23 protein-coding genes are annotated in these 26,617 nt (G+C 63.1%); 15 read left to right on the top strand and 8 right to left on the bottom strand.

Going from position 1 to position 26,617, the window contains the following annotated elements:
• Window positions 1-50 precede the first annotated feature (50 nt).
• Window positions 51-1,373 (bottom strand): hemolysin family protein, encoded by a 1,323-nt coding sequence (locus OUZ49_RS06930; RefSeq protein ID WP_266149447.1) that lies wholly within the window; start codon window positions 1,371-1,373, stop codon window positions 51-53.
• 205 nt (window positions 1,374-1,578) lie between these two features.
• Here OUZ49_RS06930 and OUZ49_RS06925 point away from each other — a divergent pair, with 205 nt between their 5' ends.
• Together OUZ49_RS06925 and OUZ49_RS06920 are read left to right on the top strand one after the other, a co-directional pair.
• A complete protein-coding gene (locus tag OUZ49_RS06925; protein WP_266149445.1) occupies window positions 1,579-2,208 on the top strand; it encodes a DUF47 domain-containing protein in 630 nt (209 codons plus the stop codon).
• A gap of 87 nt (window positions 2,209-2,295) precedes the next feature.
• A complete protein-coding gene (locus OUZ49_RS06920) occupies window positions 2,296-3,417 on the top strand; it encodes an inorganic phosphate transporter (RefSeq protein ID WP_266149444.1) in 1,122 nt (373 codons plus the stop codon).
• Between the two features lie 109 nt (window positions 3,418-3,526).
• Here the strand turns inward: OUZ49_RS06920 and OUZ49_RS06915 are convergent, their stop codons facing one another.
• A complete protein-coding gene (locus tag OUZ49_RS06915; RefSeq protein ID WP_266149442.1) occupies window positions 3,527-3,931 on the bottom strand; it encodes a hypothetical protein in 405 nt (134 codons plus the stop codon).
• Window positions 3,932-4,018: 87 nt separating this feature from the next.
• Between OUZ49_RS06915 and OUZ49_RS06910 the strand changes: the two genes are divergently transcribed.
• Window positions 4,019-4,357, top strand: coding sequence for an MGMT family protein (locus OUZ49_RS06910; protein WP_266149439.1), 339 nt, complete (start codon window positions 4,019-4,021; stop codon window positions 4,355-4,357).
• Between the two features lie 138 nt (window positions 4,358-4,495).
• Here the strand turns inward: OUZ49_RS06910 and OUZ49_RS06905 are convergent, their stop codons facing one another.
• Together OUZ49_RS06905 and OUZ49_RS06900 are read right to left on the bottom strand one after the other, a co-directional pair.
• Window positions 4,496-7,342, bottom strand: coding sequence for a TonB-dependent receptor plug domain-containing protein (locus tag OUZ49_RS06905; protein ID WP_380003594.1), 2,847 nt, complete (start codon window positions 7,340-7,342; stop codon window positions 4,496-4,498).
• Between the two features lie 653 nt (window positions 7,343-7,995).
• Window positions 7,996-10,842, bottom strand: coding sequence for a TonB-dependent receptor plug domain-containing protein (locus OUZ49_RS06900; protein WP_380003596.1), 2,847 nt, complete (start codon window positions 10,840-10,842; stop codon window positions 7,996-7,998).
• 512 nt (window positions 10,843-11,354) lie between these two features.
• Here OUZ49_RS06900 and recQ point away from each other — a divergent pair.
• Window positions 11,355-13,169 (top strand): DNA helicase RecQ, encoded by a 1,815-nt coding sequence (recQ, locus tag OUZ49_RS06895; protein WP_266149437.1) that lies wholly within the window; start codon window positions 11,355-11,357, stop codon window positions 13,167-13,169.
• A 356-nt stretch (window positions 13,170-13,525) separates the two neighbouring features.
• Here the strand turns inward: recQ and OUZ49_RS06890 are convergent, their stop codons facing one another.
• Together OUZ49_RS06890 and OUZ49_RS06885 are read right to left on the bottom strand one after the other, a co-directional pair.
• Window positions 13,526-13,786 (bottom strand): hypothetical protein, encoded by a 261-nt coding sequence (locus OUZ49_RS06890; RefSeq protein WP_266149435.1) that lies wholly within the window; start codon window positions 13,784-13,786, stop codon window positions 13,526-13,528.
• Between the two features lie 238 nt (window positions 13,787-14,024).
• Window positions 14,025-15,686 carry a M28 family metallopeptidase gene (locus OUZ49_RS06885; protein WP_266149433.1) on the bottom strand — a complete coding sequence of 554 codons (1,662 nt, stop codon included), beginning with the start codon at window positions 15,684-15,686 and terminating at the stop codon, window positions 14,025-14,027.
• Window positions 15,687-15,981: 295 nt separating this feature from the next.
• Here OUZ49_RS06885 and OUZ49_RS06880 point away from each other — a divergent pair, with 295 nt between their 5' ends.
• Window positions 15,982-16,377 carry an HU family DNA-binding protein gene (locus tag OUZ49_RS06880; RefSeq protein ID WP_266149431.1) on the top strand — a complete coding sequence of 132 codons (396 nt, stop codon included), beginning with the start codon at window positions 15,982-15,984 and terminating at the stop codon, window positions 16,375-16,377.
• A 137-nt stretch (window positions 16,378-16,514) separates the two neighbouring features.
• Here OUZ49_RS06880 and OUZ49_RS06875 read toward each other — a convergent pair whose 3' ends face one another.
• Window positions 16,515-16,937 carry a PepSY domain-containing protein gene (locus tag OUZ49_RS06875; protein ID WP_266149429.1) on the bottom strand — a complete coding sequence of 141 codons (423 nt, stop codon included), beginning with the start codon at window positions 16,935-16,937 and terminating at the stop codon, window positions 16,515-16,517.
• Window positions 16,938-17,482: 545 nt separating this feature from the next.
• Here OUZ49_RS06875 and OUZ49_RS06870 point away from each other — a divergent pair.
• The 10 genes from OUZ49_RS06870 to OUZ49_RS06825 all read left to right on the top strand — a co-directional run bounded on the left by OUZ49_RS06870 (window position 17,483) and on the right by OUZ49_RS06825 (window position 25,120).
• Entirely contained in the window at window positions 17,483-17,950 is a 468-nt protein-coding gene (locus tag OUZ49_RS06870) for a phasin family protein (protein ID WP_266149427.1), read from the top strand.
• On the top strand, window positions 17,940-19,016 hold the full coding sequence (locus OUZ49_RS06865) for a patatin-like phospholipase family protein (RefSeq protein ID WP_266149426.1): 1,077 nt from the start codon (window positions 17,940-17,942) through the stop codon (window positions 19,014-19,016). Before OUZ49_RS06870 ends, OUZ49_RS06865 begins: the two co-directional genes overlap by 11 nt.
• Window positions 19,017-19,020: 4 nt before the next feature.
• A complete protein-coding gene (locus OUZ49_RS06860; RefSeq protein ID WP_266149425.1) occupies window positions 19,021-20,472 on the top strand; it encodes a GntP family permease in 1,452 nt (483 codons plus the stop codon).
• A gap of 200 nt (window positions 20,473-20,672) precedes the next feature.
• Complete coding sequence (locus OUZ49_RS06855) at window positions 20,673-21,011, top strand: hypothetical protein (protein WP_266149424.1); 339 nt, start codon at window positions 20,673-20,675, stop codon at window positions 21,009-21,011.
• On the top strand, window positions 21,011-21,679 hold the full coding sequence (locus OUZ49_RS06850; RefSeq protein ID WP_266149423.1) for a DUF1045 domain-containing protein: 669 nt from the start codon (window positions 21,011-21,013) through the stop codon (window positions 21,677-21,679). The genes OUZ49_RS06855 and OUZ49_RS06850 overlap by 1 nt, the downstream gene beginning before the upstream one ends.
• The gene (gene phnN, locus OUZ49_RS06845; protein ID WP_266149422.1) at window positions 21,676-22,221 is read left to right on the top strand and encodes a phosphonate metabolism protein/1,5-bisphosphokinase (PRPP-forming) PhnN; all 546 of its coding nucleotides are present in this window, start codon (window positions 21,676-21,678) and stop codon (window positions 22,219-22,221) included. The genes OUZ49_RS06850 and phnN overlap by 4 nt, the downstream gene beginning before the upstream one ends.
• A 229-nt stretch (window positions 22,222-22,450) precedes the next feature.
• Entirely contained in the window at window positions 22,451-23,332 is an 882-nt protein-coding gene (locus tag OUZ49_RS06840) for a class I SAM-dependent methyltransferase (protein ID WP_266149421.1), read from the top strand.
• A gap of 287 nt (window positions 23,333-23,619) precedes the next feature.
• Window positions 23,620-24,078 (top strand): host attachment protein, encoded by a 459-nt coding sequence (locus OUZ49_RS06835; RefSeq protein WP_266149420.1) that lies wholly within the window; start codon window positions 23,620-23,622, stop codon window positions 24,076-24,078.
• Between the two features lie 386 nt (window positions 24,079-24,464).
• Entirely contained in the window at window positions 24,465-24,800 is a 336-nt protein-coding gene (locus tag OUZ49_RS06830; RefSeq protein WP_266149419.1) for a hypothetical protein, read from the top strand.
• 179 nt (window positions 24,801-24,979) lie between these two features.
• Complete coding sequence (locus OUZ49_RS06825; protein ID WP_266149418.1) at window positions 24,980-25,120, top strand: hypothetical protein; 141 nt, start codon at window positions 24,980-24,982, stop codon at window positions 25,118-25,120.
• A gap of 233 nt (window positions 25,121-25,353) precedes the next feature.
• On the opposite strand, the gene OUZ49_RS06820 is transcribed toward OUZ49_RS06825, so the two are convergent.
• The gene (locus OUZ49_RS06820; protein ID WP_266149417.1) at window positions 25,354-25,941 is read right to left on the bottom strand and encodes a hypothetical protein; all 588 of its coding nucleotides are present in this window, start codon (window positions 25,939-25,941) and stop codon (window positions 25,354-25,356) included.
• Between the last annotated feature and the right edge of the window lie 676 nt (window positions 25,942-26,617).

Here is a 26,617-nt window from a genome sequence, read left to right as displayed (position 1 = left end):
TTCGCGCACAGGGTGCGCTCCTACACCAAGGCAGGGTGATGGGGGGCGGGTCAGAACCCATCCTCGTCCACATCCACGCCAGCCACCGGCGTGATCAGCAGCTTGTCGATGCGAGCGCCGTCCAGGTCCACCACTTCCACGCGGAAGCCGCGCCACTCGAACACTTCGCCGGTTTGCGGAATATGGCCGAGCGCGGCCATCACCATGCCGGCGGCGGTGCGGTACTCGTGCTCTTCTTCACCCGGCAGCGAATCCACGTGCAGCAGCTCGCGCAGATCGTCGGTCGACAAGGAGCCATCGATCAGCCAGCTGCCGTCCTCGCGTTGCACGATGGGTTGGGATTCCTCCGGGCCGCTGCTGCCGAGCTGGGTCGCGCCCACGATGGCGGCGAGCAGATCGTTGAGCGTCACCAGGCCGACGATGTCGCCGTATTCGTCGACCACCAGGGCCAGCTGCGTTTCCGCGTCGCGGAACTCTTCCAGCAGGTCGAGCGCGCGCGCCGTCGCCGGCACGTACAGCGGCTTGGACAGCTGGCCAAAAAGGTCGGGCTTGCCTTCGGCAAAGCCGCGCAGGAGTCGCTTTACTTCCACCACGCCAAGGATGTCGCTCTCGTCGCCGCGATAGACCGGGTAGCGGGAGTAGGGCGTGCTGCGCAGGATCTCGGCGTTTTCCTCGTAACTGGCGGCCTGGTTCAGCCAGACGATGCGCGTGCGCGGGGTCATCACGCTGTCCACGGTGCGGTCGCCCAGGCGCAGCACGCGGTTGACCATATTGTGTTCGTCGCGATCGAGCACGCCGTGCTCGGCGCTTTCGGCCACCAGCAGGCGGATTTCCTCTTCGGAGGCCACATCGCTGCCGCGCCCACGCACGTTCAGCATGCGCAGCAGCACACCACTGGAGAAATTGAGCAGCCAGACGAAGGGGGTGGCCGCGCGCGACAGCACCAGCATCGGCATCGCCACGTAGCCCGAGATCACCTCGGGTGAGGACAGCGCCAGACGCTTGGGCACCAGCTCGCCGACCACGATCTGGATGTAGGAGATCATGGTGAAGCCGATGACGAAGCCGATCACCTTGGCGTAAGGCTCCATCCAGGCCGCCCGGCCGCCATGGATCATGGTGGCGATATGGTCGCCCAGCACGTCGCCGGCCAGGGCGCCGGTGATCAGGATCACCAGGGTCATGCCCACCTGCACGGTCGACAGGAAACGCTCCGGCGCCTCCGCATGCCGCAACGCCATGCGGGCGCGCCGGCTGCTGCGTGCCATGTGCTTGAGGCGGGACTTGCGCGAGGCCACCAGCGCCATTTCGGAGAGCGCAAAGAAGCCGTTGAACAGCGAAAGGACGATGACGAGCGCGATTTCAGTCAGCATGGCGGCAGACGGTCGCGGGGAAGGTCGCGGATGGGCATGAGACGCAGTGTAAGGCCTCGACGGGTCTTCTTCGCCGCCAATGAAGGGCTCCGGGTGCCTGGCGAAGCCCCAAAAGGCCCGGCCCGGCAGGCGTGATGCGGTGCACTAGGGGCGTCCTGTAACATACCCGTCATTTACGCCGTCCCCGCACCCAGGCAATAACCGCATGTTTTCATTGCAAACGATTTTCGGCAAAGGCGATAAGTTCTATGGCCTGCTCGAGCAGAGTGCCGACGCCGCCCGCGAAAGCGCCAAGGCCCTGCACGAACTGGTCACGCGCAAGGACCATGCGCCCGTGATGGCCGCCTTCGCCTCCGCTCGCCAGCGCGAGAAGGCGCTTGCCGGGCAGATCAGCGAAGAACTGGTGAACACCTTTGTCACCGCGCTCGATCGCGAGGACATCGAGGCGCTGAATTCTGCGCTGTACAAGATTCCCAAGACCATCGAGAAGTTTGCCGAACGCTACGAAATCGTGGCCACGCGTCTGGTGGATGTCGACTTCGCCGCGCGTGCCCATGTGCTGCTGCGTGCTACCGAGGTCGTGTCGGAGATGATCGGCGAGCTTCGCCGTGGCCTGCGCATCGACCCGGTGAAGAAGTTGCAGGACCGCCTGCAGACGCTGGAATCGGAAGGCGATCGCATGCTGCTCTCGCCGTACCGCACGCTTTACGTGGAAGGCAACGACGCCATGCGCGCCATGCTGGCCAAGGATCTGTTCGAGCTGCTCGAGAAGGCAATCGACAAGTGCCGCGACGTCGGCAACACCGTCTACTCGATTGTGCTGAAGAACTCCTGAGGCCCGCCCGATGACCTCGCCTTACCTGAGCCGCCCGGTCGACTACCGGGCATGCCTCCCCTTGCGTGCCCTGCGCGGGGTGTGCGCATGAGTATCGGCCTTGCGGTTGCCGTCGTCCTCATAGCGCTGGCTTTCACCTATATCAATGGCTTTCACGACACCGCCAATTCGATTGCCACGGTGGTGGCGACCAAGGTGCTGACGCCGAGCCAGGCGGTGCTGATGGCGGCGGTCACCAATCTCATTGGTGCGCTGTGGGGTACGGCGGTGGCCAAGACCATCGCCGCCGGCCTGATCGACACCCATGTCATTGCGGCAGGACCGCAGTTGCTGATTTGCGCCTTGCTGGCGGCGACGGTGTGGAACCTGATCACCTGGTGGGTGGGCTTGCCGTCCAGTTCCAGCCATGCCCTGGTCGGTGCGCTGGTCGGTGCGGCGGTCGCCGCCTCCGGCAACAACTTCGCGGCAGTGATCTGGTGGCACGGTGGCGCCCATTGGTGGCAAGGCAATGGCGTCGTGCCGAAGGTGATCCTGCCGATGGTGATATCGCCGCTGATGGGCTTTGTGCTCGGCTTCCTGTTGATGGGGTCGCTGTACGCGCTGCTTAGCTGGCTTTCCGGTCGCTCCGGCTTCCTGCGCCGGTTCGGGCGAACGCCGTTCGTCAACAGCTTCTTCGGCAAGGCGCAGATTTTCTCGGCCAGTGCGATGGGCCTGGCGCATGGCATGAACGACGCGCAGAAGAGCATGGGCATCATTGCCCTCGCGCTTGCCGGCGCGACCGCCGCAGGGCAATTCGAGGGACTGCCGGCGTGGCTGCATTTCCTGCGCATCCAGGGCTCGGCCGATGGCGGCTTCAACGTGCCGGCCTGGGTGGCCGTGGTATGCGCCTTGACCATGGCCGCGGGTACCGCAGGCGGTGGCTGGCGCATCATCAAGACCTTGGGTCACAAGATGGTGAAGCTGCATCCGATCAACGGCTTTGCCGCGGAAGGCAGCTCGGCGGCGGTGATCCTCACCGCGTCGGCCTTCGGTATCCCGGTGTCCACCACGCATAACGTGTCCGCCTCGATCATGGGCGTGGGCGCGGCCAAGCGCTGGAATGCGATTCGCTGGTCGGTGGTGGAGCGCATGGTATGGGCGTGGATTCTCACCTTGCCGGTCACCGCCTTGCTTGCCTACGGCATGGTGCGTCTCGCCGCGCTGCTGTAACACCCGGCTTTATTGTAGGAGCGCACCCTGTGCGCGATCGGCCAATGGAGCGGTGACGCCGTGATCGCGCACAGGGTGCGCTCCTACAGTGCGCCCCTGCAACTTCTACTCACAGATCGTCGCCGCCTACAGCGACGATCCGCTCCAGCTGATCCCCGAGGACGCCCAGCTCCTCGATCAGCCGCTTCAGCTCCGCGGCGTCCAGCAGTTCGTAGGGGCGGTTCTCGCACAGGTGCAGGTAAGGCGAACCGTCCAGATCAGCCAGGGCCAGAAAGCCCTGCCGCTGCTCCCAGTTGAAACGCAGGCAGCGGCGCGGGTCGGTGCCTGCCAGCGGGCCGATCGGCGTGGAGATCCGCAGGTAGCGGCGACCGGCCTCGTCTTCCAGTTCGGCGAGATAAATACCCTGGTGGCGATCGTGCGGCAGGGTGAGATCGAAGCTGATCAGGTACGGGTCGTTGTGGCGCAACTGATGCATGCTGCCGATATGGGAGCGCACGGCTTCAAAATGGCGCATGGCGCGGTGTCCTTGGCAGGCAGTTTTGCCGCCGCTACTGTGCCACGACCTAGCGTAAAGAGCCTGTTCAAACTTTCCGATCACGCCATGAACGAAGCACATGCACGCATCTATGCCGCCATTGCGGCCATTCCGCGCGGTCGCGTCGCCAGTTACGGCGCGATAGCCGCCCGTGCTGGCTTGCCGGGCAGGGCGCGGCTGGTGGGCAAGCTGCTAGGCGAGACTCCTGAAGGCATGATCCTGCCCTGGTATAGGGTATTGCGCTCCAGCGGCCAGGTTGCTCTGCCGACAGGCAGTCGCGGCTTTCGCGAACAATGCCGGCTGCTGCGCGCCGAAGGCGTGGTCGTGAAGAACGGGCGCGTGCCGCTGGCCAGCTTCGGCATGGACGCGAACCTGGACCGTGCCTTGTGGGGCATGCCGGACTGATCCGGGTTTGAAGCCGGACCGGCGCATCGACAGCGCCGAATTTTTCCATCGGAACAAAAAAACGGAGTCCCTTGCGGGACTCCGAAAAAGGGTGCCCTTTGCAGGACTCCGTCGGGATGGTGCGCTCAACGCAATCGTTTAGAACTTCTGGTTGTATTGCAGGTAGAAGTAACGATCGAGGTCCAGGGTCGGGTCGATCCGGCCCGTGCTGCTGTTGTTGACCGAGTACGTGGTCGGCGGCTTCCGATCGAAGATATTGCGGATACCGAACGCGATGTTGGCCTTCCACGGCAGTTCGTAACGGGCCTGGGCATCGTTGTACACAATCGCGCCCTTGCGGTTCGCACCTACGCCATACGGCCAGCTGTGACCGTTGTAGTTGGGCTGGTTGCACTCGGTGTCGTCGAAGCACAGGTCACGGAAGGCGCCGTAGTAGCGCACACCCCAATTCGCGCTCCACTTGCCAAGCTGCCAGTCGAAGCCCACGTTGGCACGGACGCGCGGGTAGCCATAGGTGCCCGCGTAATCCTGCGGCGGCGCACCGGCCGTGCTGACGGTGGTGAAGTTCGTCAGGTAGTTGCTGTCGAAGCTGATCGCGAACTTGCCGAACGAGAACTCCGGCAGGCGGTAATGCGCGCCGAAGGTGTAGCCGGAGGTATCCAGCGAACCCAGGTTGGCGTTGCCGCGATTCAAGCCCACCACCTGACCGTTCGCATCACGACTGAACTGGTTGCAGTAGCTCTGCACCGAGAACACGTAGCACTGCTGCAGCACATAGTCCGCGGTGATCGCCGTGATCACGTTGGTGATATTGATGTGGTAGTAGTCCAGCGTGAAGTCCAGGCCTTGCACATAGCTCGGGCTGTAGACGAAGCCGGCCGTGCGGCTGATGCTGTGCTCCGGCTGCAGGTAGGCATTGCCGGCACCCGCATTGAACGGCGTCACGCCTTGGGTATCCGGGGCCGAAACTGGCTTGCCAGTGGTGTCGGTCTGGTGGAAGTTGGCAGGCAAGCCGGCCGCCGCACACGCCTTGGCCACCGTCGGATTCGTGGTGGAGCCGATGTTCGGATTCGTGTCGCAGGGATCGGTATACGCGTCAAACGTCTGCGAACCGCCGCCAAAGGTGTCGGCCAGCGTGGGCGCGCGGAAGCCCTTGGCGAAGGTGCCACGCACCATCAAATCCTCGAACGGCATCCACTGGAAGCTGTACTTGTTGTTGGTGGTGCCACCGAAGCTGCTGTAGTGCGAGTAACGGCTGGCCACGTCGAACGACAGCGACTTCGCGCCCGGCAGATCCTTCAAGACCGGAATGTTGAGCTCGGCGTAGGCTTCGTTGGTGTTGTAACGGCCCACCGTGGCACCGGCCGCGAGGTCGGTGGTGAAGCCGGCACTGGCCAGTTCATCCGGGTAGTCATAGCCGCTGACGCCACGATGTTCGACGCCCGCTGCGAAGCTGAGCGTGCCGGCATCGCCCGGCATCTCGAACAGACCGCCGGTGATGTTGGCGGTGTAGTCCTTGGTCAGGCTCTGCAAGCTGGACTGCTCCAGGGCGTTGATGTACTTCAGCGCATCCGGCGTGGACGCGGTGGGGCCGCCGAGGATATTGAACGGCACGCACTGCGACAGCGCGATCGGCGCCGCAGGAGTGCCGCACTGGACCACGCCGGAGCTATTGAGGAACGACGGACCCAGCGCGCTCTGCAGGTGCAGCAGGTTGATGTTGCCAGTGCCGATCGTGCCGACGTCGTACTTGTTGTAGCCGAAGCCGACATCCCAGTTCCAGGTGTACTTGCCAACCTGGAAGGCACCTTCGAAGCCGGCGTCGAAATGGAACGACTTGGCCGATTCGTCGCTGATGCGCGGCATCTCGACGATGCGGCGATAGAAGAACTCATTCTGGCCCGGCACCGGGTTGTAGTAGCTCTGGCCGCTGATATAGACCGGGAAGGTCGGCTGGCTGGCGCTGTTCAACGGATAACCGGCGGTCTGCGTCGACGAATCGCGCTCCGAGTACATGCCGGTGGCTTTGAACGTCACGTAGTCGTTGAAAACATAGCTGCCCGAGGTGAACACCGACTTCAGCTCGGTCGGCAGCTGGGCCATCATCTGCTGGGACGGCAGGTAGTAGTCGTCCGGGAAGTTGACGGGGGAGTGGTAGTCGCTGAGCTGGGTCGAGTCTGCGCCCACGCCCTGGCCGTCATAGCTGCCGGTGTGGTCGAGGTAATGCGAGCCCTTGACCGTGGCGGTAGCCGAGTTCGCTGGCTTGAAGCGACCCCACGGGCCCGTGCTGCTCAAGCCGTCTTCGATATGGTTCGGGCCATAGGTGTACAGCGTGATGTCGCGCGACTTTGCCCAGACCGGATCGGTCTTGTTGTAGGTCGCGGCAAACACGATCGACGACCTCTCGCCGGTGCTGCCCACCGTGAACGAGTAGGCCTGCTGGCGACCGTCGTTGCCCTCGTTCTCGCCGATCTGGCCGCTGACCGCGGCACCTTCGTAGCGATCCTTCAGGATGATGTTGACCACGCCAGCGATGGCATCGGAACCATAGATGGCGGAGGCGCCGTCCTTGAGGACTTCGATGCGGTCGATCAGTGCTGCCGGAATGGTCGACATGTCGGTGTAACCGGCGAGGCTGGTCATCCAGCGCTTGCCGTTCACCAGCACCAGGGTACGGTTCGAGCCCAGGTTGTACAGATTGATGTACTGGCCGCCTTCTTCCGTATTGGAGACCAACACGTCGGACTTGCTGAAATCCGGCTGGCCCGCGATGGTCATGTTCTGCAGGATGTCGCCGACATTGGTCAGGCCGGTCTTCTGGATATCGGCCTGGGTAATGGTGACGACGGGCTGAGCCGTCTCGACATCAACACTGCGAATGCGCGAGCCGGTAACCGTCACGGTCTCCAGCTTCTTGGCGGATTCAGGATTACTGCCCGCCGCGTCTTGGGCGAAAACCGAGCCGGTTGCCACAAAGGCACCCATGGCCAGGCCCAGGCGAACAGCGATGGCAAGCTTGCTATTACCCAACTCTTTCACGTGTGAACTCCCCTAAGCGTGGTTGCAATCAACAATCTGGCTCAGCGATGGCGGCCTTTTTCGAGGCACATGCCTTCCCGCGGGCCTGTTTCCACAGGTCCGTGCTTGAGCCAACAGGGCAGGAAAATGCGGCTCTCCCCCGCATCCCCTTTACAAACTTACGAGCGCAAATAACAAATTGTCAACGAAATATTCGTATTTCTGTCGCGTGAAAATTCATTTTTCGCAAATACATAGACTTATGGCTCGCCATTTCGTAACTAGTTGCTTTGTCAATACTGAAGTCAGCGCGCTTCGCGTAAGTTAATGGCTGTCATTACGCAAGTTTTCATGGCTTTGTGATGCGAGGCTTCATCGCTGCGCGCCGAAGGCGTGATGGTGAAAGATAGGCGCGTGCCGCTGGCCGGCTTCGGCATGGACGCGGACCTGGACCGGGCCTTGTGGGGCATGCCGGACTGAGGCTGGTTTGAAGCCAAACCGGCGCATCGCCAGCGTCGGCTTTTTCCATCCGCACAAAAAAAAGCGGAGTCCCTTGCGGGACTCCGTAAAAGGGTGCCCCTTGCGGGACGCCATCGGGATGGAGCACTCAACGCAGGGGCTTAGAACCGCTGGTTGTATTGCAGGTAGAAGTAACGATCGAGGTCCAGCGTCGGGTCGAGCAGACCCGTGCTGCTGTTGTTGACCGAGTACGTGGTCGGCGGGTGCTTGTCGAAGATGTTGCGGATACCGAACGCGATGTTGGCCTTCCACGGCAGCTCGTAACGGGCCTGGGCGTCGTTGTAGATGATCGCGCCCTTGCGATTCGCACCTACGCCATACGGCCAGCTGTGGCCGTTGTAGTTCGGCTCGTTGCACTCGATGTCCGGGGCGCTCCAGCACTCGTCGCGGAAGGCACCGTAGTAACGCAGGCCCCAGGTGGCGCCCCAGTTACCCTTCGTGTAGTCGAGGCCCAGGTTGGCACGCACGCGCGGGAAGCCATAGGTGCCGGCGTAGTCCTGCGGCGGCGCACCGGCCGTGCTGACGGTGGTGTAGTTCGACAGATAGTTGCTGTCGAGGGTCACGACGAACTTGCCGAACGAGAACTCCGGCAGGCGGTAGTGCACACCGAAGGTGTAGCCGGCGGTATCCAGCGAACCCAGGTTCGCGTTGCCGCGATTCAAGCCCACCACCTGACCGTTCGCATCACGACTGAACTGGTTGCAGTAGCTCTGCACCGAGAAGATATAGCACTGCTGCAGCACATAGTCCGCGCTGATCGCCGTGATCACGTTGGTGATGTTGATATGGTAGTAGTCGAGCGTGAAGTCCAGGCCTTGCACGTAGCTCGGGCTGTAGACGAAGCCCGCCGTGCGACTGATGCTGTGCTCCGGCTGCAGGTAGGCATTGCCGGCACCCGTGTTGAACGGCGTGGTGCCCTGGCTATCCGGGCCCGTGACCGGCTTGCCCGCATTGTCGGTCTGGCGGAAGGTCGGCGACAGGCCAGCGGCTGCGCAGGCCTTGGCCACCGTCGGATTGCTGGTGTAACCGAAGGTCGCGTCGCAGGGGTCGGTGTAATAGTCGAACGTCTGCGAGCCGCCGCCGAAGGTGTCGGACAACGTGGGCGCGCGGAAGCCCTTGGCGAAGGTGCCACGCACCATCAAATCATCGAACGGCATCCACTGGAAGCTGTACTTGTTGTTGGTCGTGCCACCGAAGCTGCTGTAGTGCGAGTAACGGCTGGCCACGTCGAACGACAGCGACTTCGCGCCCGGCAGGTCTTTCAGCACCGGGATATTGAACTCGAGATAGGCTTCGTTGGTGTTGTAACGGCCCACCGTGGCACCGGCCGCGAGGTCGGTGGTGTAGCCGGCACTGGCCAGTTCATCGGGGTAGTCATAGCCGCTGACGCCACGATGTTCCACACCTGCTGCGAAGCTGAAGGTGCCGGCGTCGCCCGGCATTTCGAACAGGCCGCCGGTGATATTGGCGGTGTAGTCCTTGATCAGGCTTTGCTGGCTGGACTGCTCCAGCGCATTGATGTACTTCAGCGCTTCCGGCGTCGAAGCGGTGGGGCCGCCGAGGATATTGAACGGCACGCACTGCGACAGGGCGATCGGAGCCGCCTGCGTGCCGCACTGGACGACGCCGGCGCTATTGAGGAACGACGGACCCAACGCGCTCTGCAGGTGCAGCAGGTTGATATTGCCGGTGCCGGTCGTGTCGACGTCGTACTTGTTGTAGCCGAAGCCGACATCCCAGTTCCAGCTGTACTTGCCGACTTCGAACGCACCTTCGAAGGAGCCGTCGAAATGGAACGACTTGGCCGATTCGTCGCTGACGCGCGGCATCTCGACGATGCGGCGATAGAAGAACTCATCCTGGCCCGGTACCGGGTTGTAGTAGCTCTGGCCGCTGATATAGACCGGGAAGGTCGGCTGGCTGGCGCTGTTCAACGGATAGCCGGCGGTCTGCGTCGACGAATCGCGCTCCGAGTACATGCCCGTCGCCTTGAAGGTGACGTAGTCGTTGAAGGTGTAGCTGCCCGAAGTGAAGATCGACTTCAGCTCGGTCGGCAGCTGGGCCATCATCTGCTGCGACGGGTTGTAGTAATCGTCCGGGAAGTTGGCCGGCGAGTGGTAGTTGCTGAGCTGGGTCGAGTCTGCGCCCACGCCCTGGCCGTTCCAGCTGCCGGTGTGGTTGAGGTAATACGTGCCCGGCACCGTGGCGGTGGTCGGATCGGCAGCCTTGAAGCGACCCCACGGGCCAGTGCTGCTCAAACCGTCTTCGATATGGTTCGGGCCATAGGTGTAGTCGGTGATGTCGCGCGACTTTGCCCAGACCGGATCGGTCTTGTTGTAGGTCGCGGCAAACACGATCGACGACTTCGCGCCGGTGCTGCCCACGGTGAATGAGTAGGCCTGCTGGCGACCGTCGTTGCCTTCGTTCTCGCCGATCTGGCCGCTGACCGCGGCACCTTCGAAGTGATCTTTCAGGATGATGTTGATCACGCCGGCGATGGCATCAGAACCATAGATGGCCGAAGCGCCGTCCTTGAGGATTTCGATATGGTCGATCAGCGTTGCCGGGATGGTCGACAAGTCGGTGTAGCCGGCCAGGCTGGTCATCCAGCGCTTGCCGTTGACCAGCACCAGGGTGCGGTTCTCACCGAGGTTGTACAGGTTGGCGTACTGACCACCTTCTTCGGTGTTGGATGTCAGCACGGCGGACTTGCTGAAAGTCGGCTGGCCGGTAATGGTCAGGTTCTGCAGGATGTCGCCGACATTGGTCAGGCCGGTCTTCTGGATATCGGCCTGGGTGACGGTGATGACGGGCTGAGCCGTCTCGACGTCGACGCTGCGAATGCGCGAGCCGGTGACCGTGACGGTTTCCAGCTTCTTGGCGGATTCAGGATTGCTGCCGGCCGCATCCTGGGCGAAAACCGAGCCGGCTGCCACGAAGGCACCCATGGCCAGGCCCAGGCGAACGGCCAGGGCAAGCTTGCTATTACCCAATTCTTTCACGTGTGAACTCCCCTAAACATCGTTGTTGAAATCAACAATCAGGCCGAGCGATGGCGGCCTTTCTCGAGGCAACAGCCTCCCCTTCGGGCCTGTTTCCACAGGTCCGCGTTTGAGCCAACAGGGCAGGAAATTGCGGAATCCCCCCGCATCCTTGCTTGAACCTTACGGACGAAACTAACGATTTGTCAACGAACCATTCGCAGGCTGGTCACGTGGAAATTCGATTAACGTAAATACATGGACTTGCAAGTGGCCTTTTTGCAGAGCCTCGCTCTGTCAATGTGTATTCCGATACACCTGTCGCAAGGTTGGCGACAGTTATCGCGCAAGCTTTCATCCATCGCAGGCGCGAGTCTCAGTCGTTACGCGACGTAATAAGTTGCGCTTTCTTCATCAGCTTCTGTCGCGATCGCCATCGACGTGGGTCGAGTCGGGGGTGCCACTGCTAGCATCTCGCGATGGCTTCCTCTCCCCTAGAAATCCTCCACAGCGTTTTTGGTTACACCGAGTTTCGCGGCCCGCAGCAGGCCATCGTCGAGCAGTTGATTGCGGGTGGCGATGCGCTGGTGCTGATGCCTACGGGCGGCGGCAAATCGCTGTGCTACCAGATTCCCGCCTTGATCCGGCAAGGCACCGCCATCGTCGTGTCGCCCCTGATCGCCTTGATGCAGGACCAGGTGGACGCGCTGCGCGAGGCCGGTGTCGCAGCGGCCTACCTCAACTCCAGCCTCAGCGCGGAAGACCAGCGCGAGGTGGAACGGCGCCTGCTGGACGGGGAACTGAACCTGCTCTATGTGGCGCCCGAGCGCTTGCTGACGCCGCGTTTCCTGAGCCTGCTTGAACGCAACGAGGTGGCGCTGTTCGCCATCGACGAGGCGCATTGCGTATCGCAATGGGGCCACGATTTTCGCCCGGAATACCGCGAACTGGCAGTGCTGCATCAGCGCTTCCCGCAGGTGCCACGCATCGCGCTCACCGCGACGGCGGATGACCGCACGCGCGAGGAAATCGTCGAGCGCCTGGCCCTGCAGGACGCCAAGCAATTCGTATCCAGCTTCGACCGACCGAATATTCGCTATCACGTCGGTCTTCGTCACAACGCCCGACGTCAGGTGATGGAGTTCCTGGAGCGGCATCGCGGCGAAACCGGCATCATGTATGCGCTCAGTCGGCGCAAGGTGGACGAAACGGCGACGTGGCTAGCCGAAGCAGGCTTCGATGCCTTGCCGTATCACGCAGGCCTGGATGCCGCCACGCGCAACGCGCATCAGCGACGATTCCTGCGCGAGGACGGCCTGGTGATGGTGGCGACGGTGGCGTTTGGCATGGGCATCGACAAGCCCGACGTGCGCTTCGTGGCGCACCTTGACCTGCCGCGCAGCATGGAAGGCTATTACCAGGAAACCGGCCGCGCGGGCCGTGACAGCCTGCCGGCCGAGGCGTGGATGATCTACGGCTTGTCGGACGTGGTGACGATGAGCCAGATGATTGCCCAGTCCGAATCCGCGGATGAGCGCAAGCGAGTGGAACGGCAGAAGCTCGAATCGCTGTTGGCCTACGCGGAAGCGACGCAATGCCGCCGCGAGTTGCTGCTGGCGGCGTTCGGCGAGGAGTATCACGGCCCTTGCGGGCACTGCGACAACTGCATCGAGCCGCCCAAGACCTGGGACGCCACCGTACCTGCGCAGAAGGCCCTGTCGGCGGTCTATCGCAGCGGACAGCGTTTCGGCTCAGGCCATGTCATCAGCATCCTGCGCGGCGAAGACAGCACGCGCATGACCGACCTGGGCCACGACCGCCTGTCCACCTTCGGCATTGGTGCCGATATGGACGAGAAGCAATGGCGCTCGGTGTTCCGGCAACTCTTGGCGATGGGTTTGCTGGAGGCCGACGCGGAAGGCTTCGGCACGCTGCGCCTGACCAAGACCAGTCGCGACGTGCTCACCGGCAACCAGTCCGTGCGCCTGCGTGAAGACGCGCGACCGGCCCGTGCCTCGCGCAAGCGTCGCGATAGCCAGCTGGTGACGGGCGGCAGTCTCGGCGTGGAAGCCTATGAGCAGCCGCTATGGGACGAGCTGCGCAAGCTGCGCACCCAGCTCGCCAGGCAGCATGGCGTGCCGCCGTACGTGATCTTCCACGATGCGACCTTGCTGGCGATGCTGCGCGCGCTGCCGTCGAACGAAGCCGAGCTGTCGTCAATCAGCGGCGTCGGCGAAGCCAAGCTCAAGCGCTATGGGCAGGATTTCCTGGCTGTAATCAACGCGCAAGAGTGACCGCTGGTCTTCCTCTCCCCTCCGGGCGACCCGAAGGTAGTCCCTGTGGGAGAGAGGACCGAGGTGAGGGGCGGGTGCTCGCGATAGAGCCGAAAAAAACGACACCCCAACTTCCTCTCCCCAAAGGGGAGAGGATCGAGGTGAGGAGCTGGTGCTCGCGATAGCGCTGAAAAAGGCGCCCCCCCAACTTCCTCTCCCCTCCGGGCGACCCGAAGGTAGTCCCTGTGGGAGAGAGGATTGAGGTGAGGGCCGGTGCTTGCGATAGAGCTGAAAGAAGCGATTCCCTGAGCCAGCGTGCCAGCAAGATTGGCCCCTCACCCCAGCCCTCTCCCCGACGGGGAGAGGGAGCCAAGAGCTCAGCCAGCCAACCGCCAACGCGTGCCGCCGTCAGAGGAAACGCGCGAATGGGCCAAAGCCAGTTCCGGCAGATGCCGCCATTGCTCCAGCGCGCCCGGCAGACGTGCTTGTGGGCAGGCGATGCGGGCGGCGATCAGGGCGGCTTCGGCGGTCTCGTGGCGGCCGAATTCCTGGGCCTCGCACAGCACGCGCCATAGGCGGCCATGGCGGATGATGCGGAACAGGCCGGTTTTCGACGGGTAGACGTATTGGGCCAGCATGGTATGAACAATCGTGAACGGCTGATGGTGCTCTAGCCTGACCACCTACCATGACCCCGCTGTTATTCCATGGCGACGGTTAGATGGCGCTCGCAGGGCTGGTTGATGACGCCCATGCTGCAGTTCTGTTGCAAGCGTCATGAACCTCCGCGCGTGGTGAAAATACCGTTCAACAGGCGCAAAAAAAAAGCGGCTCGCATCACTGCGAGCCGTTTTCGCCAAGCGGCTTCAGGCGCGTTTACTTGCGCTGCGAAGCCGTCTCGTCACGGGCGGCACGGAACTCCGAATCCTTGCTCCAGTTCGGCCAGGTGTCCGAATTGGCCAGGTCGTTGCCCAGCGTGTAGAGGATCTGCAGGTCGCGCGCCATGCCGGTGAACGGCCAGCTCGCCTGCCACTCATCCGAAGGCTGGTGGTAGTGGTTGGCGACGTATTCGTCCTCGGCGGCCTTGCCGGCAGCCACGCCACCATCCACCCAGTCATTGCCCGAGCCGAACGAAATCGCCGGCACGCCGCGCTTGGCGAACGAGAAGTGATCGGAGCGGAAGAAGTGGCCTGCTTCCGGCTTCGGATCGGCTTCGTACACCAGGTTCCACTTCTTGGCGGTAGCGGTCAGCTCGTCGAGCAGATCGAGCTTGGCGCTGCCGGAGATGGTGAAGTTGCGGGCCGGACCGTGCGGGTCGAGCGCATCCATGTTGATGTTGGCGACCGTCTTGGCCAGCGGATAGAGCGGCTTGGCGGCGTAGTACTCGGAGCCGAGCAGGCCCTTCTCCTCGGCCGTGACGTTGAGGAAGATCACCGAGCGTTCCGGCTTCGGCTGGCTGGCGAATGCACGGGCCAGCTCGATCAGGGCAGCCGTGCCGGTCGCGTTGTCGACAGCGCCGTTGTAGATGCGGTCACCCTTGGCATCCGGCTCGCCGACGCCCAGGTGATCCCAGTGCGCGCTGTAGATCACGGTCTCGTCGGGACGCTTGCTGCCTTCGATGCGGCCCACGATGTTGTGCGAGGTAATGACCTTGGAATCGACCTTGTAGTTGGCCGAGAAGGTCTGGCCCTTCAGCACGACGGGCTTGAAGTCGCGCGTCTGCGCCTGCTTCTTGAGTGCCTCGAAATCCAGGCCGGCGTTCTTGAACAGGTTCACCGCCACGTCGCGCTGGACCCACGCTTCCACCTGCGGGTGCACCGCGGCAGGGTGGTCGCGCACGATGTCGAACATCGTGTTGGTATTGGAATTTTTCACCGTGGCCCAGCCATACGAGGCCGGCGCGGTTTCGTGCACGATCAGCACGCCGGCGGCGCCCTGGCGCGCGAGTTCCTCGTACTTGTAGGTCCAGCGACCGTAGTAGGTCATGGCCTTGCCGCCGAAGTCGCCCACGCCGGTCTCGAAGTCCGGGTCGTTGATCAGCACCACGGCGATCTTGCCGTGCAGGTCCACGCCCTTGTAGTCGTCCCAATTGCGCTCGGGCGCCTTGACGCCATAGCCCACGAAGACCAGCGGGGCGTCCTTGATCGACACCTGCTTGGAGCCGTCCAGCGCGGCGCGCACGGCGATCTGGTCGCCCTGGGTCAGCGCTTCGACCTTGCCATTGTTGGCGAACGACAGCGTCGGCGTACCGACGATTTCGGTGCGCAGCAGCGGTACTGCCTGCGTCCATTCGCGCTTGCCGTTCTTCAGGTCGCCACCGGGCTGCACGCCGGCGGCCTTGAGCTGCGCGACGACGTAGTCGACGGTCTTGGTTTCGCCGGCGGTGGCGGGGCCACGGCCTTCAAAGGCGTCTGAGGAAAGCGTCTTGACGTCGTCCGACAAGCGGTGCGGGTCGATGCTGGGGGCATTCGTGGCGGCAGCGGCGAACAGGGCCGACGACACGGACAGGGCAAGAAGGGATAAAGCCAAACGCTTCATGGGCGACACCTGGACGGGGAAACGAGGCTCGATAGTAGATACCGCCGGCCTCGCCGGTCCATAGCCTGACGCCTGCGTAAACGGGGTGGGGTGGCGGTCGGCCGATAGGAAAAGCCCTAGAAAACAGGCCTCTGCTGGGTCCAAGCGTGACTTTCTTCACCCCTTTTCGGCCCCGGATGCAAAAAAACCGCATTTTTTCCGTGTTGCAGCTTGGCGCGAAGCCCTGGCATGCCATACATTCCGCATGCCGAAAGGCATTGCACACACCATCATCTTGATGACCACGGGGAAACGTATGGCGAAGGCGCAGAAAGCAGTAAAGAAGAAGGCCGCTCCGAAGGCAGCTCCGAAGGCCGCCGCGAAGGCAGTCGTTCACAAGCCGATCAAGGAAGCCCTGGGCAAGTCGGGCCTGGTTGCTCACATCGTTGAAACCAGCGGTGTGGTGGCCAAGGACGTCCGTGCCGTGTTGGCTTCGCTCGAAGCGGCTGTCACGGGCTCCGTGCACAAGAAGGGCGCTGGCCACTTCACGCTGCCGGGTCTGCTGAAGATCACCGCTGTCAGCGTTGCGGCCAAGCCGAAGCGCAAGGGCATCAACCCCTTCACCAAGGAAGAGCAGTGGTTCGCTGCCAAGCCCGCCACGGTGAAGCTCAAGGTTCGCCCGCTGAAGAAGCTGAAGGACGCCGCTCTTTGAGCGTAGTTGTTCGATAGCGTCAAACGTCAGGTGCGGCGGTTTCGCCGCACCTGACGAGTCGAGGATGACCTGGGGCCGCTGCAAGGGCGCGCCCGACTGGCTCCTTCGAAGCCCCGGACCCACCGGTCCCCCCATCGTCAGCGCTTGTCGCCACCCAGGATTCGGCCCGTTTCCGGATCGATCTGCAGGCGTACGCTGCTGCCGGCGGCATTGTCGGCCTTGGCCGTCCACACGCCGTTATCGAAATCCAGGTCGTGGACGCGGGTATAGCCCTTGGTGGATAGCGAGGCGCGTATATCGCTCTCGCTCAGTCGCGATACCTGTTCGTTGGGAAACGCCTGGCCGGTCTTCGGGTCGATGCGCAGCGACACTTTCTGCCCGTCCGCGCTGTGCGCCTTGGCCGTCCAAACGCCATGGTTGAAGCTCAGCTCGTGCACCTTCGTGTAACCCTGCTGCTCGAGCGATGCCTGCACCTGATGTTCCGTCAGTGCATCCTGCGCCATGGCGACACCGGAGACGCCCAGGGCCATCGCAAGCGTCAATGAAGCGATCTTCTTCATGGACCTACCTCGTTGCTGGAGGGGGGCACCGAGTGTTGTTCCGTGTATTGCAACTTGCGGTGAATGCAAACGGACCGCGAGCTGAATCGCGGTGGCGCTGGCGCGGGCCCATGATCGTAAGAGCGTCCCAAAAGCCCTCAAGCGACACCGTCAACGCCATCAAGAGACACCGTCATCCCAGCCTTCGCTGGGATGACGAGTAGGAAGGAAACTCGAACAGTTGTCGACACCGAGACTTTTAGCGGGCTCGAAAAAAGCGCCATCGCAAGCCATGACATCGGCATCACGATGGGAACGGTAGTGTCAAAACAAGCTCTACCGCACCTAAGCAAGTCATGCTGGCGATGGACAGGGGCTAGTTCGTGCGACGTCATCGCTTGGCTGGGCGTAGTCAGTCAGGCCGCGCATGGCCGCCTTGCCCTCTGTGTCGTGGTGATCGAAATCCGCTGCCGGCGGCATGCGTTGCGCTTCGCTGCATCGTTTTGGCAAGTCCGTGGGCCGCCGGCCCGGTCGCAGGACGCATCACTCCACCGAGGGCATGACCGATGAGCAATCCAAGTGATCTCCCGCTGAGTCTCTACAAGGCCAACACCGAGTTCCAGTTGCGTGTGAGCAAGCTGGTCATGGAGAACTGGAAGAAGTGGCTGGAGCTGTCCAGTCGTGCCGTCGACGACGGCATCAGCGAGTCGCAGGCGCGCGTGGAGCAGTTGCTCAAGGCGCAGGACTGGACCGCGCTGGCCAGCATGCCCGGCGAAACGTTCTGGCGCCTTTTGCAGCAGCGCGCGGGTGATACCGAAGTGACCAATCAAATCGCCGCCAACGTCCAGGCGCATTTCGCGCAGGGCCTGCAGGAGGCGATCATGACCTGGCAGCAGGACACCTCGCGCGCGCTTGGCGGCGTGGGCGACCTCACCGCCGGCGCTGCGCCGTGGAACGACATCATGGCGCAGTGGAGCAAGCTGTGGCCCATGGCGGGTGGCCCGGGTGGAAAAGGGCCCGCCCGTGACAAGTAAGTCGGTGGAGGGGAAGGCCAGCTCGACGCCCCCGGTGGAACCCGCGGCGGTGCGTCCGACGGTACTGATCGATCTTGCCCTGCAGGGCGGTGGCTCCCATGGCGCCTATACCTGGGGCGTGCTCGATCGCCTGCTGGACGAGCCGTGGCTGCGCATCGACGCGATTTCCGGCACCTCGGCCGGTGCCATGAATGCCGTCGTCCTGGTGGATGGCTGGACCAAGGGCGGCGCCGAGGGCGCGCGCGCGGCACTCGATGCGTACTGGCTACGCGTGGCCCAAGTGGCGATGTTCAGCCCCTTGCAGCGCTCGCCGATCGATCGCTATATGGGGCGCTGGGGGCTGGACGCATCGCCGGGCTATATCGCCATGGATTTTGCATCGCGCGTGTTCTCCCCCTACGACGTGAATCCGCTCGGCATGAACCCGTTGCGCTCGGTGCTCGCCGACACCATTCACTTCGACCATCTCGCCGGCGCACCCATAAAACTGTTCGTCACCGCCACCAACGTGCACACCGGCCGCGGCCGGATCTTCCGCAATGCGGAGATCACGGTGGACGTGCTGCTGGCCTCCGCCTGCCTGCCGACGATGTTCCAGGCGGTGGAAATCGATGGCGAGCCGTATTGGGACGGTGGCTATGTCGGCAACCCGACCATCACCCCGCTGATTCGCGAAAGCGATGCGCACGACAGCATCCTGGTGCAGATCAATCCACGCCATCGCAAGGAAACGCCGCGAACGGCGAACGAGATTCGCAATCGTCTCGACGAAATTTCCTTCAATTCGCCGCTGATGAAGGAGTTGCGCATGATCGCCTTGCTGCGCCAGGTGGCCGACCCCGGTCACGGCGAGGGTGCGTTGTGGGCTGGCATGCGGGTGCACCGGATCATGACCGAGAAACTCGAGACCTTTGGCGCCTCCTCGAAACTCAATGCAGAATGGGAATTCCTCAGCCTGCTGAAGGAGGAGGGGCGGCGCAGCGCGGACGAGTTCCTGCGCGTGCACGGGGACGATCTCGGTCACCGTTCGTCCGCCGATCTCGACGCGCTACTGGCGGAGTGCTGAGGCCATGGGACTGCTCGGTATCCTGCTCGGCCTGGCGCTGCTGGTATGGCTGGCGTTTCGCGGATGGAGCGTGCTGCTGCTGGCGCCGATGGCGGCCTTGGTCGCCGCGCTATTCGCGCGTGAGCCGCTGCTGGCGCACTGGACGCAGACCTTCATGGTCAGCGGCGCCGCCTTCTTCGCCCAGTTCTTTCCGCTGTTCCTGCTCGGCGCCGTGTTCGGCAAGTTGATGGAGGACAGCGGTTCGATCACGGCCATTGCGAACTTCATGATCAGCAAGCTGGGCCAGAAGCATGCCGTGCTGGCGGTGGTGCTGGCCGGCGCCTTCGTCACCTACGGTGGCGTCAGCCTGTTCGTCGCGTTCTTCGTGCTGGCGCCGATGGGCCAGGAGTTGTTCCGTACCGCCGCCATCCCGCGCCGCCTGATGCCGGCGGCCATCGTGCTGGGCACCTCGACGTTCACCATGTCGGCCTTGCCCGGTACGCCGTCGATCCAGAACGCGATCCCGATGCCGTTCTTCGGCACCACGCCATTTGCCGCGCCGGGGCTAGGTGTCATCGCGTCCCTGATCATGATGGTCTTCGGCATGTGGTGGCTGGGGCGGCGCGAGGCATCGGCCAGGAAGCAGGGCGAGGGTTTCGGGCAGGGTGACCTGCTGTCGCCGCAGGACGTGGCCAAGCGCGAGACGCTGCGCGAGCGCGCCACCACCGCACACGAATTCGACCCCACCGAGATCGTGCACGGCACCCAGGCCGATGCACCGTCGACCCTGGCCGCCGCGCTGCCGCTGTTGACCGTGGTGGCCGTCAATCTGGCCATGTCGCTGTTCATCCTCCCGGCGCTGGATACCAGCTATCTCAACCAGCCGCAGTGGGGCAACACCTCGCTGGCCCGGGTCGGCGGCGTGTGGGCCGTGGTGACGGCATTGGCCTGTGCCATTGCGGTGGCCTTGGCCTTGAACTTCCACCGGCTCACCGGCTTGCGCGCGACCCTGGATGCTGGAGCCAACGCGGCCGTATTGCCTGCGGTGAGCGTGGCCAGCCTGGTCGGTTTTGGCGCGGTCGTGGCTGCCCTGCCGGCGTTTGCCGGCGTTCGCGACGCCGTGCTCAATATCGGTGGCGGGCCGCTCACCTCCCTGGCCGTCGCCACCAATGTACTAGCCGCGCTGACCGGCTCGGCATCGGGTGGCCTGACCATCGCCCTCGATGCGCTCGGTCCCACCTATATGGCACGTGCGGCGGCCATCGGCATGGACCCGGCCTTGCTGCACCGGGTCGCCGTGATTGGGTCCGGCACGCTCGACACGCTGCCGCATAACGGCGCGGTGGTCACCCTGCTTGCCGTATGCGGCACCAAGCATGGCGAGAGCTATGGCGACATCGTCATGGTTGGCATCGTCGGCGCCGTCCTCGGCCTGATCGCCGTCATCGTGCTTGGGACGATGTTCGGCTCGTTCTAGCGCCGGGTGCGCGCCCCAGGGCGCCGCCGTAGCGGCGCGCCCACGCGGCTTCCTCGTCTTGTCACAAAGGTTGGTTATTTAGACAGGCCGGGGCAGCGTGCTCCCGGTCCGGCGCATGCCGGCAGTGGCACATGCGGATGCCATGACGGTGAACAGACAGGGGGCACGGGTGGCATGAGCAAGCCATAAGGGGAGGGGGCGTGGCGCTGTGGCGCCCGCTGCGGGACACCTTCGCCGAGGGCATCTTGAACGCACCGCGGCAGCAGGGGCTGCTGCGCACACCGGCCCGGTCGGACGGTCATATTGTCGACCACAGCACAGCGTATTTTCCGGGACAGCGCTTTCCTAATCGTTCCGACCTCTACCGGCGTACCCGTTCCGTGACCCGAAGGCTCAACGAGTTTGGCATCACCGAAGACACGCAAGAACCCATGCTGGTACAGGCAGGACGGCGCGACCCGAGTGCTGTTCGCGCATGGTTCGACCATCGCCGCTGCCGCCGCGATCGGCTGACGCGCCTCCCGCTGGCGGAGGACTGATGCGCTACGCGATTTACTTCTGCCCAGCTCCCGCCACGGCGCTTGCCGCACTGGGTCGCGACTGGTTGAGTGCCGAGCTGACGCCCGATGGCATTTCGGGCATTCCCTTGCCGCGCTGGAATGCCTTGCTTGCCGACGTGCGCCGCTACGGCTGGCACGCCACCCTGCGCTCGCCTTTCACCTTGTCCCCGGATCACGACGTCGCCGATGTGCGTCGCGTGCTGTCCTCGGTGGCGCAAGCCCATGCGCCGATTAATCTCTCGCTGCGGGTCGCCCGGCTGGATGGCTTTCTGGCCTTGCGGCCAGTCAGCGAGTGTCGCGCCGTGGATGCTCTCGCCGCGGCCTGCACCGAAGCCATCGAGCCGCTGCGCGCGCCGCTCATCGAACCGGAATTCCAGCGTCGCGCCGTCGAGCTCGACGCCATCGAAACCCACTACCTTCAACGCTACGGATACCCCTACGTGTTCGAACGCTACCGCTTCCACATGACGCTGTCCGCACCCGCCTCGGTCGACGAGGAGCGTGCGCTGCAGCGCTGGCTTGCCTTGCGTGCCGCCATGCTGCCCGCCGCCCGCATCGATGCACTCAGCTTGTGCGTCGAACCATCGCCCGGCGCAGCCTTCGAGCCGCTGGAACGCTTCGCACTGCGCAAGGTTTCCGTGGCATGAATGCGGGGCGCCTCTACTACGTGATGGGTCCGTCCGGCGCCGACAAGGACAGCGTGCTTGGTTGGGTGCGCGACAATGGTCCCTCCCATGCGGTGGTGTGCGCGCATCGCTATATCACCCGCCCGGCTCACGGCGGTGGCGAACTTCACGTGGCGCTGAGCGCCGAGGAGTTCGAACGTCGCGAGCGCCGCGGTCTGTTTGCACTCACCTGGCAGGCCCACGGCCTGCGCTGCGGCCTGGGCAAGGAGATCGAGCACTGGCTGCGCCAAGGCGTCAACGTGCTGGTCAACGGGTCGCGTGAAGCCTTTCCCTTGGCCCGGGCTCGCTTCAATGACATGGTGCCGGTGCTGATCACGGCCAGCCGCGAAAGCATTGCGCGCCGCCTCATGGCCCGTGGCGGCGAGACGCCCGAGCAGATCGAGGAGCGCCTCGCGCGGCATGACAATTACGTCGCGCCGGGCGATGCACTCACCATCGTCAATGAAGGCTGCCTGCCCGAAGCCGGTGCGGCCCTGCTCAGCGCGGTCAGCGGCTGGAAGTAGGGCGGGCACACCGCCGCAATCGGGCGATTCCGCAAGCGCTTCGCGCCGGCCTGAAGCCGCCAACAGAAGCAGGCGTGGCGCCATTCCCGGTCCGCCTGGCGCTAAAGGGCTAATATAGGCACCCGGTTCGTCAGGTATCGAACGGACACATAGCGCAGATGCCGGTCCCGCAGGCATGCCTGGAAGGCGCTGCGGCTATCGCATGGTTTCACCTAGGAAATGCTGTCAAATGAAGGTTGCGCTGCAAGATCTGGTCGCCGAACTGGAACAGGATGTTTCGTTGTACGAGCCGGACCAACTGCGTCAGCGCATCGAAGCGCTCGATCGTATTGAAACCTGTCTTTTTCATATGCCGCGACCGCAAGACGATGCGGCGATGGCGGAGGAATCCGCTCTTCAGCGTCGCGTGGAAGCCATTTCCGACCAGATGGACGCGGCCAATCGTGAGCTCTACCAGGAAATCCGCGCCGAAATCCGTCGCGGTGACGGCGCCAAGCGCCTGCTTGCCTGGGCAAAGGTCTACGACCCGGCCGTGCACGCGGACTATCAGTTGAACGGCGTCGGCTACGATTATCTCGATGCCCTGGTCACTGGCGTCCTGCAGTTTGACGAGCCCGACAGCGGCATCGCCGAGCTGGCGCCGGAAATGGTGTTCTATCAACCCACGCCGGCACGCTTCATCTTCGACCTGATCCAGTGCAGCGCGCTCAACGAGCACGATGTGCTGATCGATCTCGGCTCGGGCCTGGGCCATGTACCGCTGGTGGCAAACATCTGCACGGGCGCACGCTGCATCGGCATTGAAATCGAAGGCGTCTATGCGGACTGCGCTCGCCGCAGTGCGCAGGCGCTGGACTTGAAACAAGTAACCTTTCTTCAGCAGGACGTGCGTTCAGCTGATCTGTCGGAAGGTACGGTGTTCTACCTCTACACGCCGTTCAAAGGCGGCGTACTGCGCAGCGTGCTCGACATGTTGAAAGCGGAAGCGGGCAAGCGCGAGATTCGCGTTTGTACCCTGGGTCCGTGCACGGATGCGGTTCTGCAAGAGCCGTGGCTCAAGGTCCAGGGCGAGCAGATCGTGGATCAGCTCACGCTGTTTCGCAGCGTCTAGTCATTCATGGGAACCTCGAAAAGCTCGTCATTCCCGCGAAAGCGGGAATCCAGAGACTTTCAACCCACTGAACACAAAGCGCTGGATTCCCGCTTTCGCGGGAATGACGGGAACAAGGACGGTCTTTCGAGATCCCCTGATGGCGGCGTCAAGCAGACCACTCACGTCAGCTTGACGCCAGCTCGGGGAACCTGAGCATTGCGGCAAAGCCGACGAGGCTTGGCTCCTGCTCTGCACAGCAGTCGATGCGGCAGGGCATTCCTGGTGAATCTCTCTGGGAGCGCATGATGAAAAAGTCCGTGTGGATCGTGGTCGCCAATCGCGCCGTGGCGCGCTTGTTCCGGACGAGTCAGCCGACAGGCCCGCTGGAAGAAATGGATTCGTTTATCCATCCCGAGGGCCGCATGCTCGTTCAGGAGCTGGTCTCAGATCGCGCGGGACGCGGTTTCGAGCGATTCGGCCCCGGCGGCCATGCCGAAGATCCGGATACCACGGCAACCGCGCATGAGATGACCAGCTTCGCCACGGCACTGTCCCGCTGTCTGCGCAAGGCGCGTACCGATGGCGAATTCCATGCCTTGGCCTTGATCGCCGCACCCGCCTTCCTCGGCGCCATGCGCGAACAACTGGATGCGGGCACCCGCGAGAGGGTGATGCTGGAAGTGAACAAGAATCTCGTCCATCTGGACGCAGTGGCATTGCGCGCGCAATTGCCCGAGCGGCTGTTTTCGACCATTGATGCGTGATGGTTGGCGCGTGGTGCGCGACGATGCGGATGCTTCGGCGACCTTGCACTAGTGACTTCCATGCGACGCATCGCTGATCCGCAAAAGACCGGTTCCAGGCTCACATCCAACCATCGCCAGTGAGGTCGAGCGATAAGTGAACCTGTTACCCGCCAAATCCCCGCAGTCCAAGGACCACACTAGCCATGTCATGCGACCGGATGCGCCGCAACGGCAATCCCTGACAGGCGGCAATGTTTCCCTTTGCTACTTTCGGCGCGTCACTCGCGGGGTTCTTTGGATTGGGCTACGCGAGTGACCATGGCAGCAATGTCATGAGGCGCGGGCCGCAGGTGCTACCAACACCTACGACCCGCTAACCATCACCAACTGACTACGAGTTGATCATGGCTGTCCACGATCATACGGCACCCGCACGCCTGTCTTTTTCCTCCTTGGGTGACCCGTTCACCGCCTCGCCCGCCGCCGATCCACCGGCGCACGGCCCCCAGGCATACTCGCTGCGCCTTTCCACCCTCGACGACGTTGCACTGGCGCACTACGCGCTTGCGCAACTGTGGTTTGAAGACGAGCGGTATCGCGTGGCGAGGGCACGGCATAACAGCGCCGAGCCCATGACATGGCCACTTCCACCGCTGTTCAAGCAAGGAGTGACCGTGGCGATCCAGTGCCTGGAGCAGTACGCCAAGCAGCTCGGCGATGAGCAAGCGATGAACGGGTAAGCGAGTCCTTGTGATCGTTCCCGCGGTGCATCGGCTGGTTTGGCGATGCACCGCACCTTGGTGACGGCTTACCTCAAAACATGGCTTTGCCCTACACGGATCGCCGCCGGCGCTTATCCGTCGATCAGCCGTGTCCCACGCCGTCGCCTCTGCCACGGCACCCGGCACGCGCCGAAGCCATGCTGGCCATGCACTGCACCGGCATCCACGCCCTCGCGCGCCTGCTCGCCAACAGCGAAGCCTTCCGCGACGTGCAAGCCAACTGCCAAACTGTCGAGCCCGGCCATTGGCCACTCAACGGCCACATCACCGCCTTCTGAGTCACTGTGTAATGGATCCGTGGTCGCTGGGCCATTGCCACACACCTCCTGCTGCCGCAGTCTAGGGGTGTTGCATCGACCGGCTGAAGTCGCAACCCAAAGCAGACATCAAGGTGCGTTGGATTGCCTGTCAGCCATGGCCTTCGAGCGTGTTCGTCTATCCCCTTGCGCTCTTAGCTCTCGGATGACCGTTTCTCAAAATCCGGCTACGTGCTTAGTCTCGGGACTCGGGTTCACTGGACCCGGCGCACGTCCTGGATCCAGTTGGTTTCCCAAGTCCTGCCGCCATCTCCAGAGTAGGCCTGCTCCCAGTGCGCACTAGTGGGGGTGATCTGCGACCAAATGAAACGCACCTTGATGGGCTTGCCGCGAAGCGTATCGCTTGCGTAGAAAGTACCGACGCCGTGTACGAAACGACCCTTGACCGGCGGGTCGAGTGCGCCATGGGGATTGCGGCCATCAATCCACCAGATGGCCCACAAACCCGTCTTCGGGTCATAGGCGCGTGGCGCTACACCGCGGTAGATGCCTTCCGGTGTATCAAACTCGGTGTCGTCGACATTCGCCAACCCGCCCATAAGACTGAACGAGCGGATCGTCCCGTCGAATTCCTCCCAGTCGTGACTGCCGACAAGACGATATTTCAGTCGGCGACTGTGAGTGCGCCAACTGCCGACGAAAAAGTCGAAATCGTGTACGCCAGAAAGGTTGGGATTCTGCTGTGGTTTCGGCACATCCTGCGAGGCACGGACGGGAAGGCCGATAGCGATGGTAGCAACCACTACCAAACTTGCTGAAACGGCGTAGCGAAGAAGGGACATAGGAACTCCCTTAAGGCTGTAGTGAGTGCGCGAGGGCTCCGATCTTACGCCTAGTGCTGTCGCTGCGCGTCTGCTCGAAGAGCTCCTGGGCGTATTGGCGCCCAAAAGGCTCTCTTTCCATTGAAAGGTGACTTGCCCGTGTTATCGGGGGGGCGGTCGCAGAGCTACAGCCCGACCGAACATCTAATTGCCGTGGGGTGAGCTAATAGCGATGGTTGCGCTGATGGCCGATCTGGACCTTATTCCGGAAGCCCTGGGGGCGGTCATCGGTCCATTTCTTGTGGCTACGCGGTCCTGCATGCTTGGCGGATGATCCGGGCCGCGATCACGGCCAGGCGTAGCTGAAGACAGGGTGTAGGTGGGCTTCACAGATATGCTTTGAGTGTCGAGCAGCAAAAGGTCGGGGCCGAGCGGAGCGCATGCATCCCAGTTGTGGTCTTCGGTTGATTGTTCTGGTTGTACGCCGCCGCCGGCGCGGGTTTTTGGGTGACGGCACAAGAGCGCGTATTGTCTGACACGTGGATGGTGAGCGGGGCGAGGCTAAGGTCAGCTTCCGACCCACAGCAATGAGATGGACTCCTCTCCGTCTTCGGCATCGAGTGCCAGACTGGAAGCGATAGAACCAGTCGTTGGCGAAGAGGAGTCCACTCATGAAGCTTACGCGCATTGGAGTTGA

The sequence above is a fragment of the Dyella halodurans genome, from assembly GCF_026283925.1.
In the GTDB taxonomy this organism is placed as follows: Bacteria; Pseudomonadota; Gammaproteobacteria; order Xanthomonadales; family Rhodanobacteraceae; genus Dyella; species Dyella halodurans.
The sequence above is the reverse complement of the archived record's forward strand: the minus strand, read 5'-3'. Positions and strand labels throughout refer to the sequence as shown.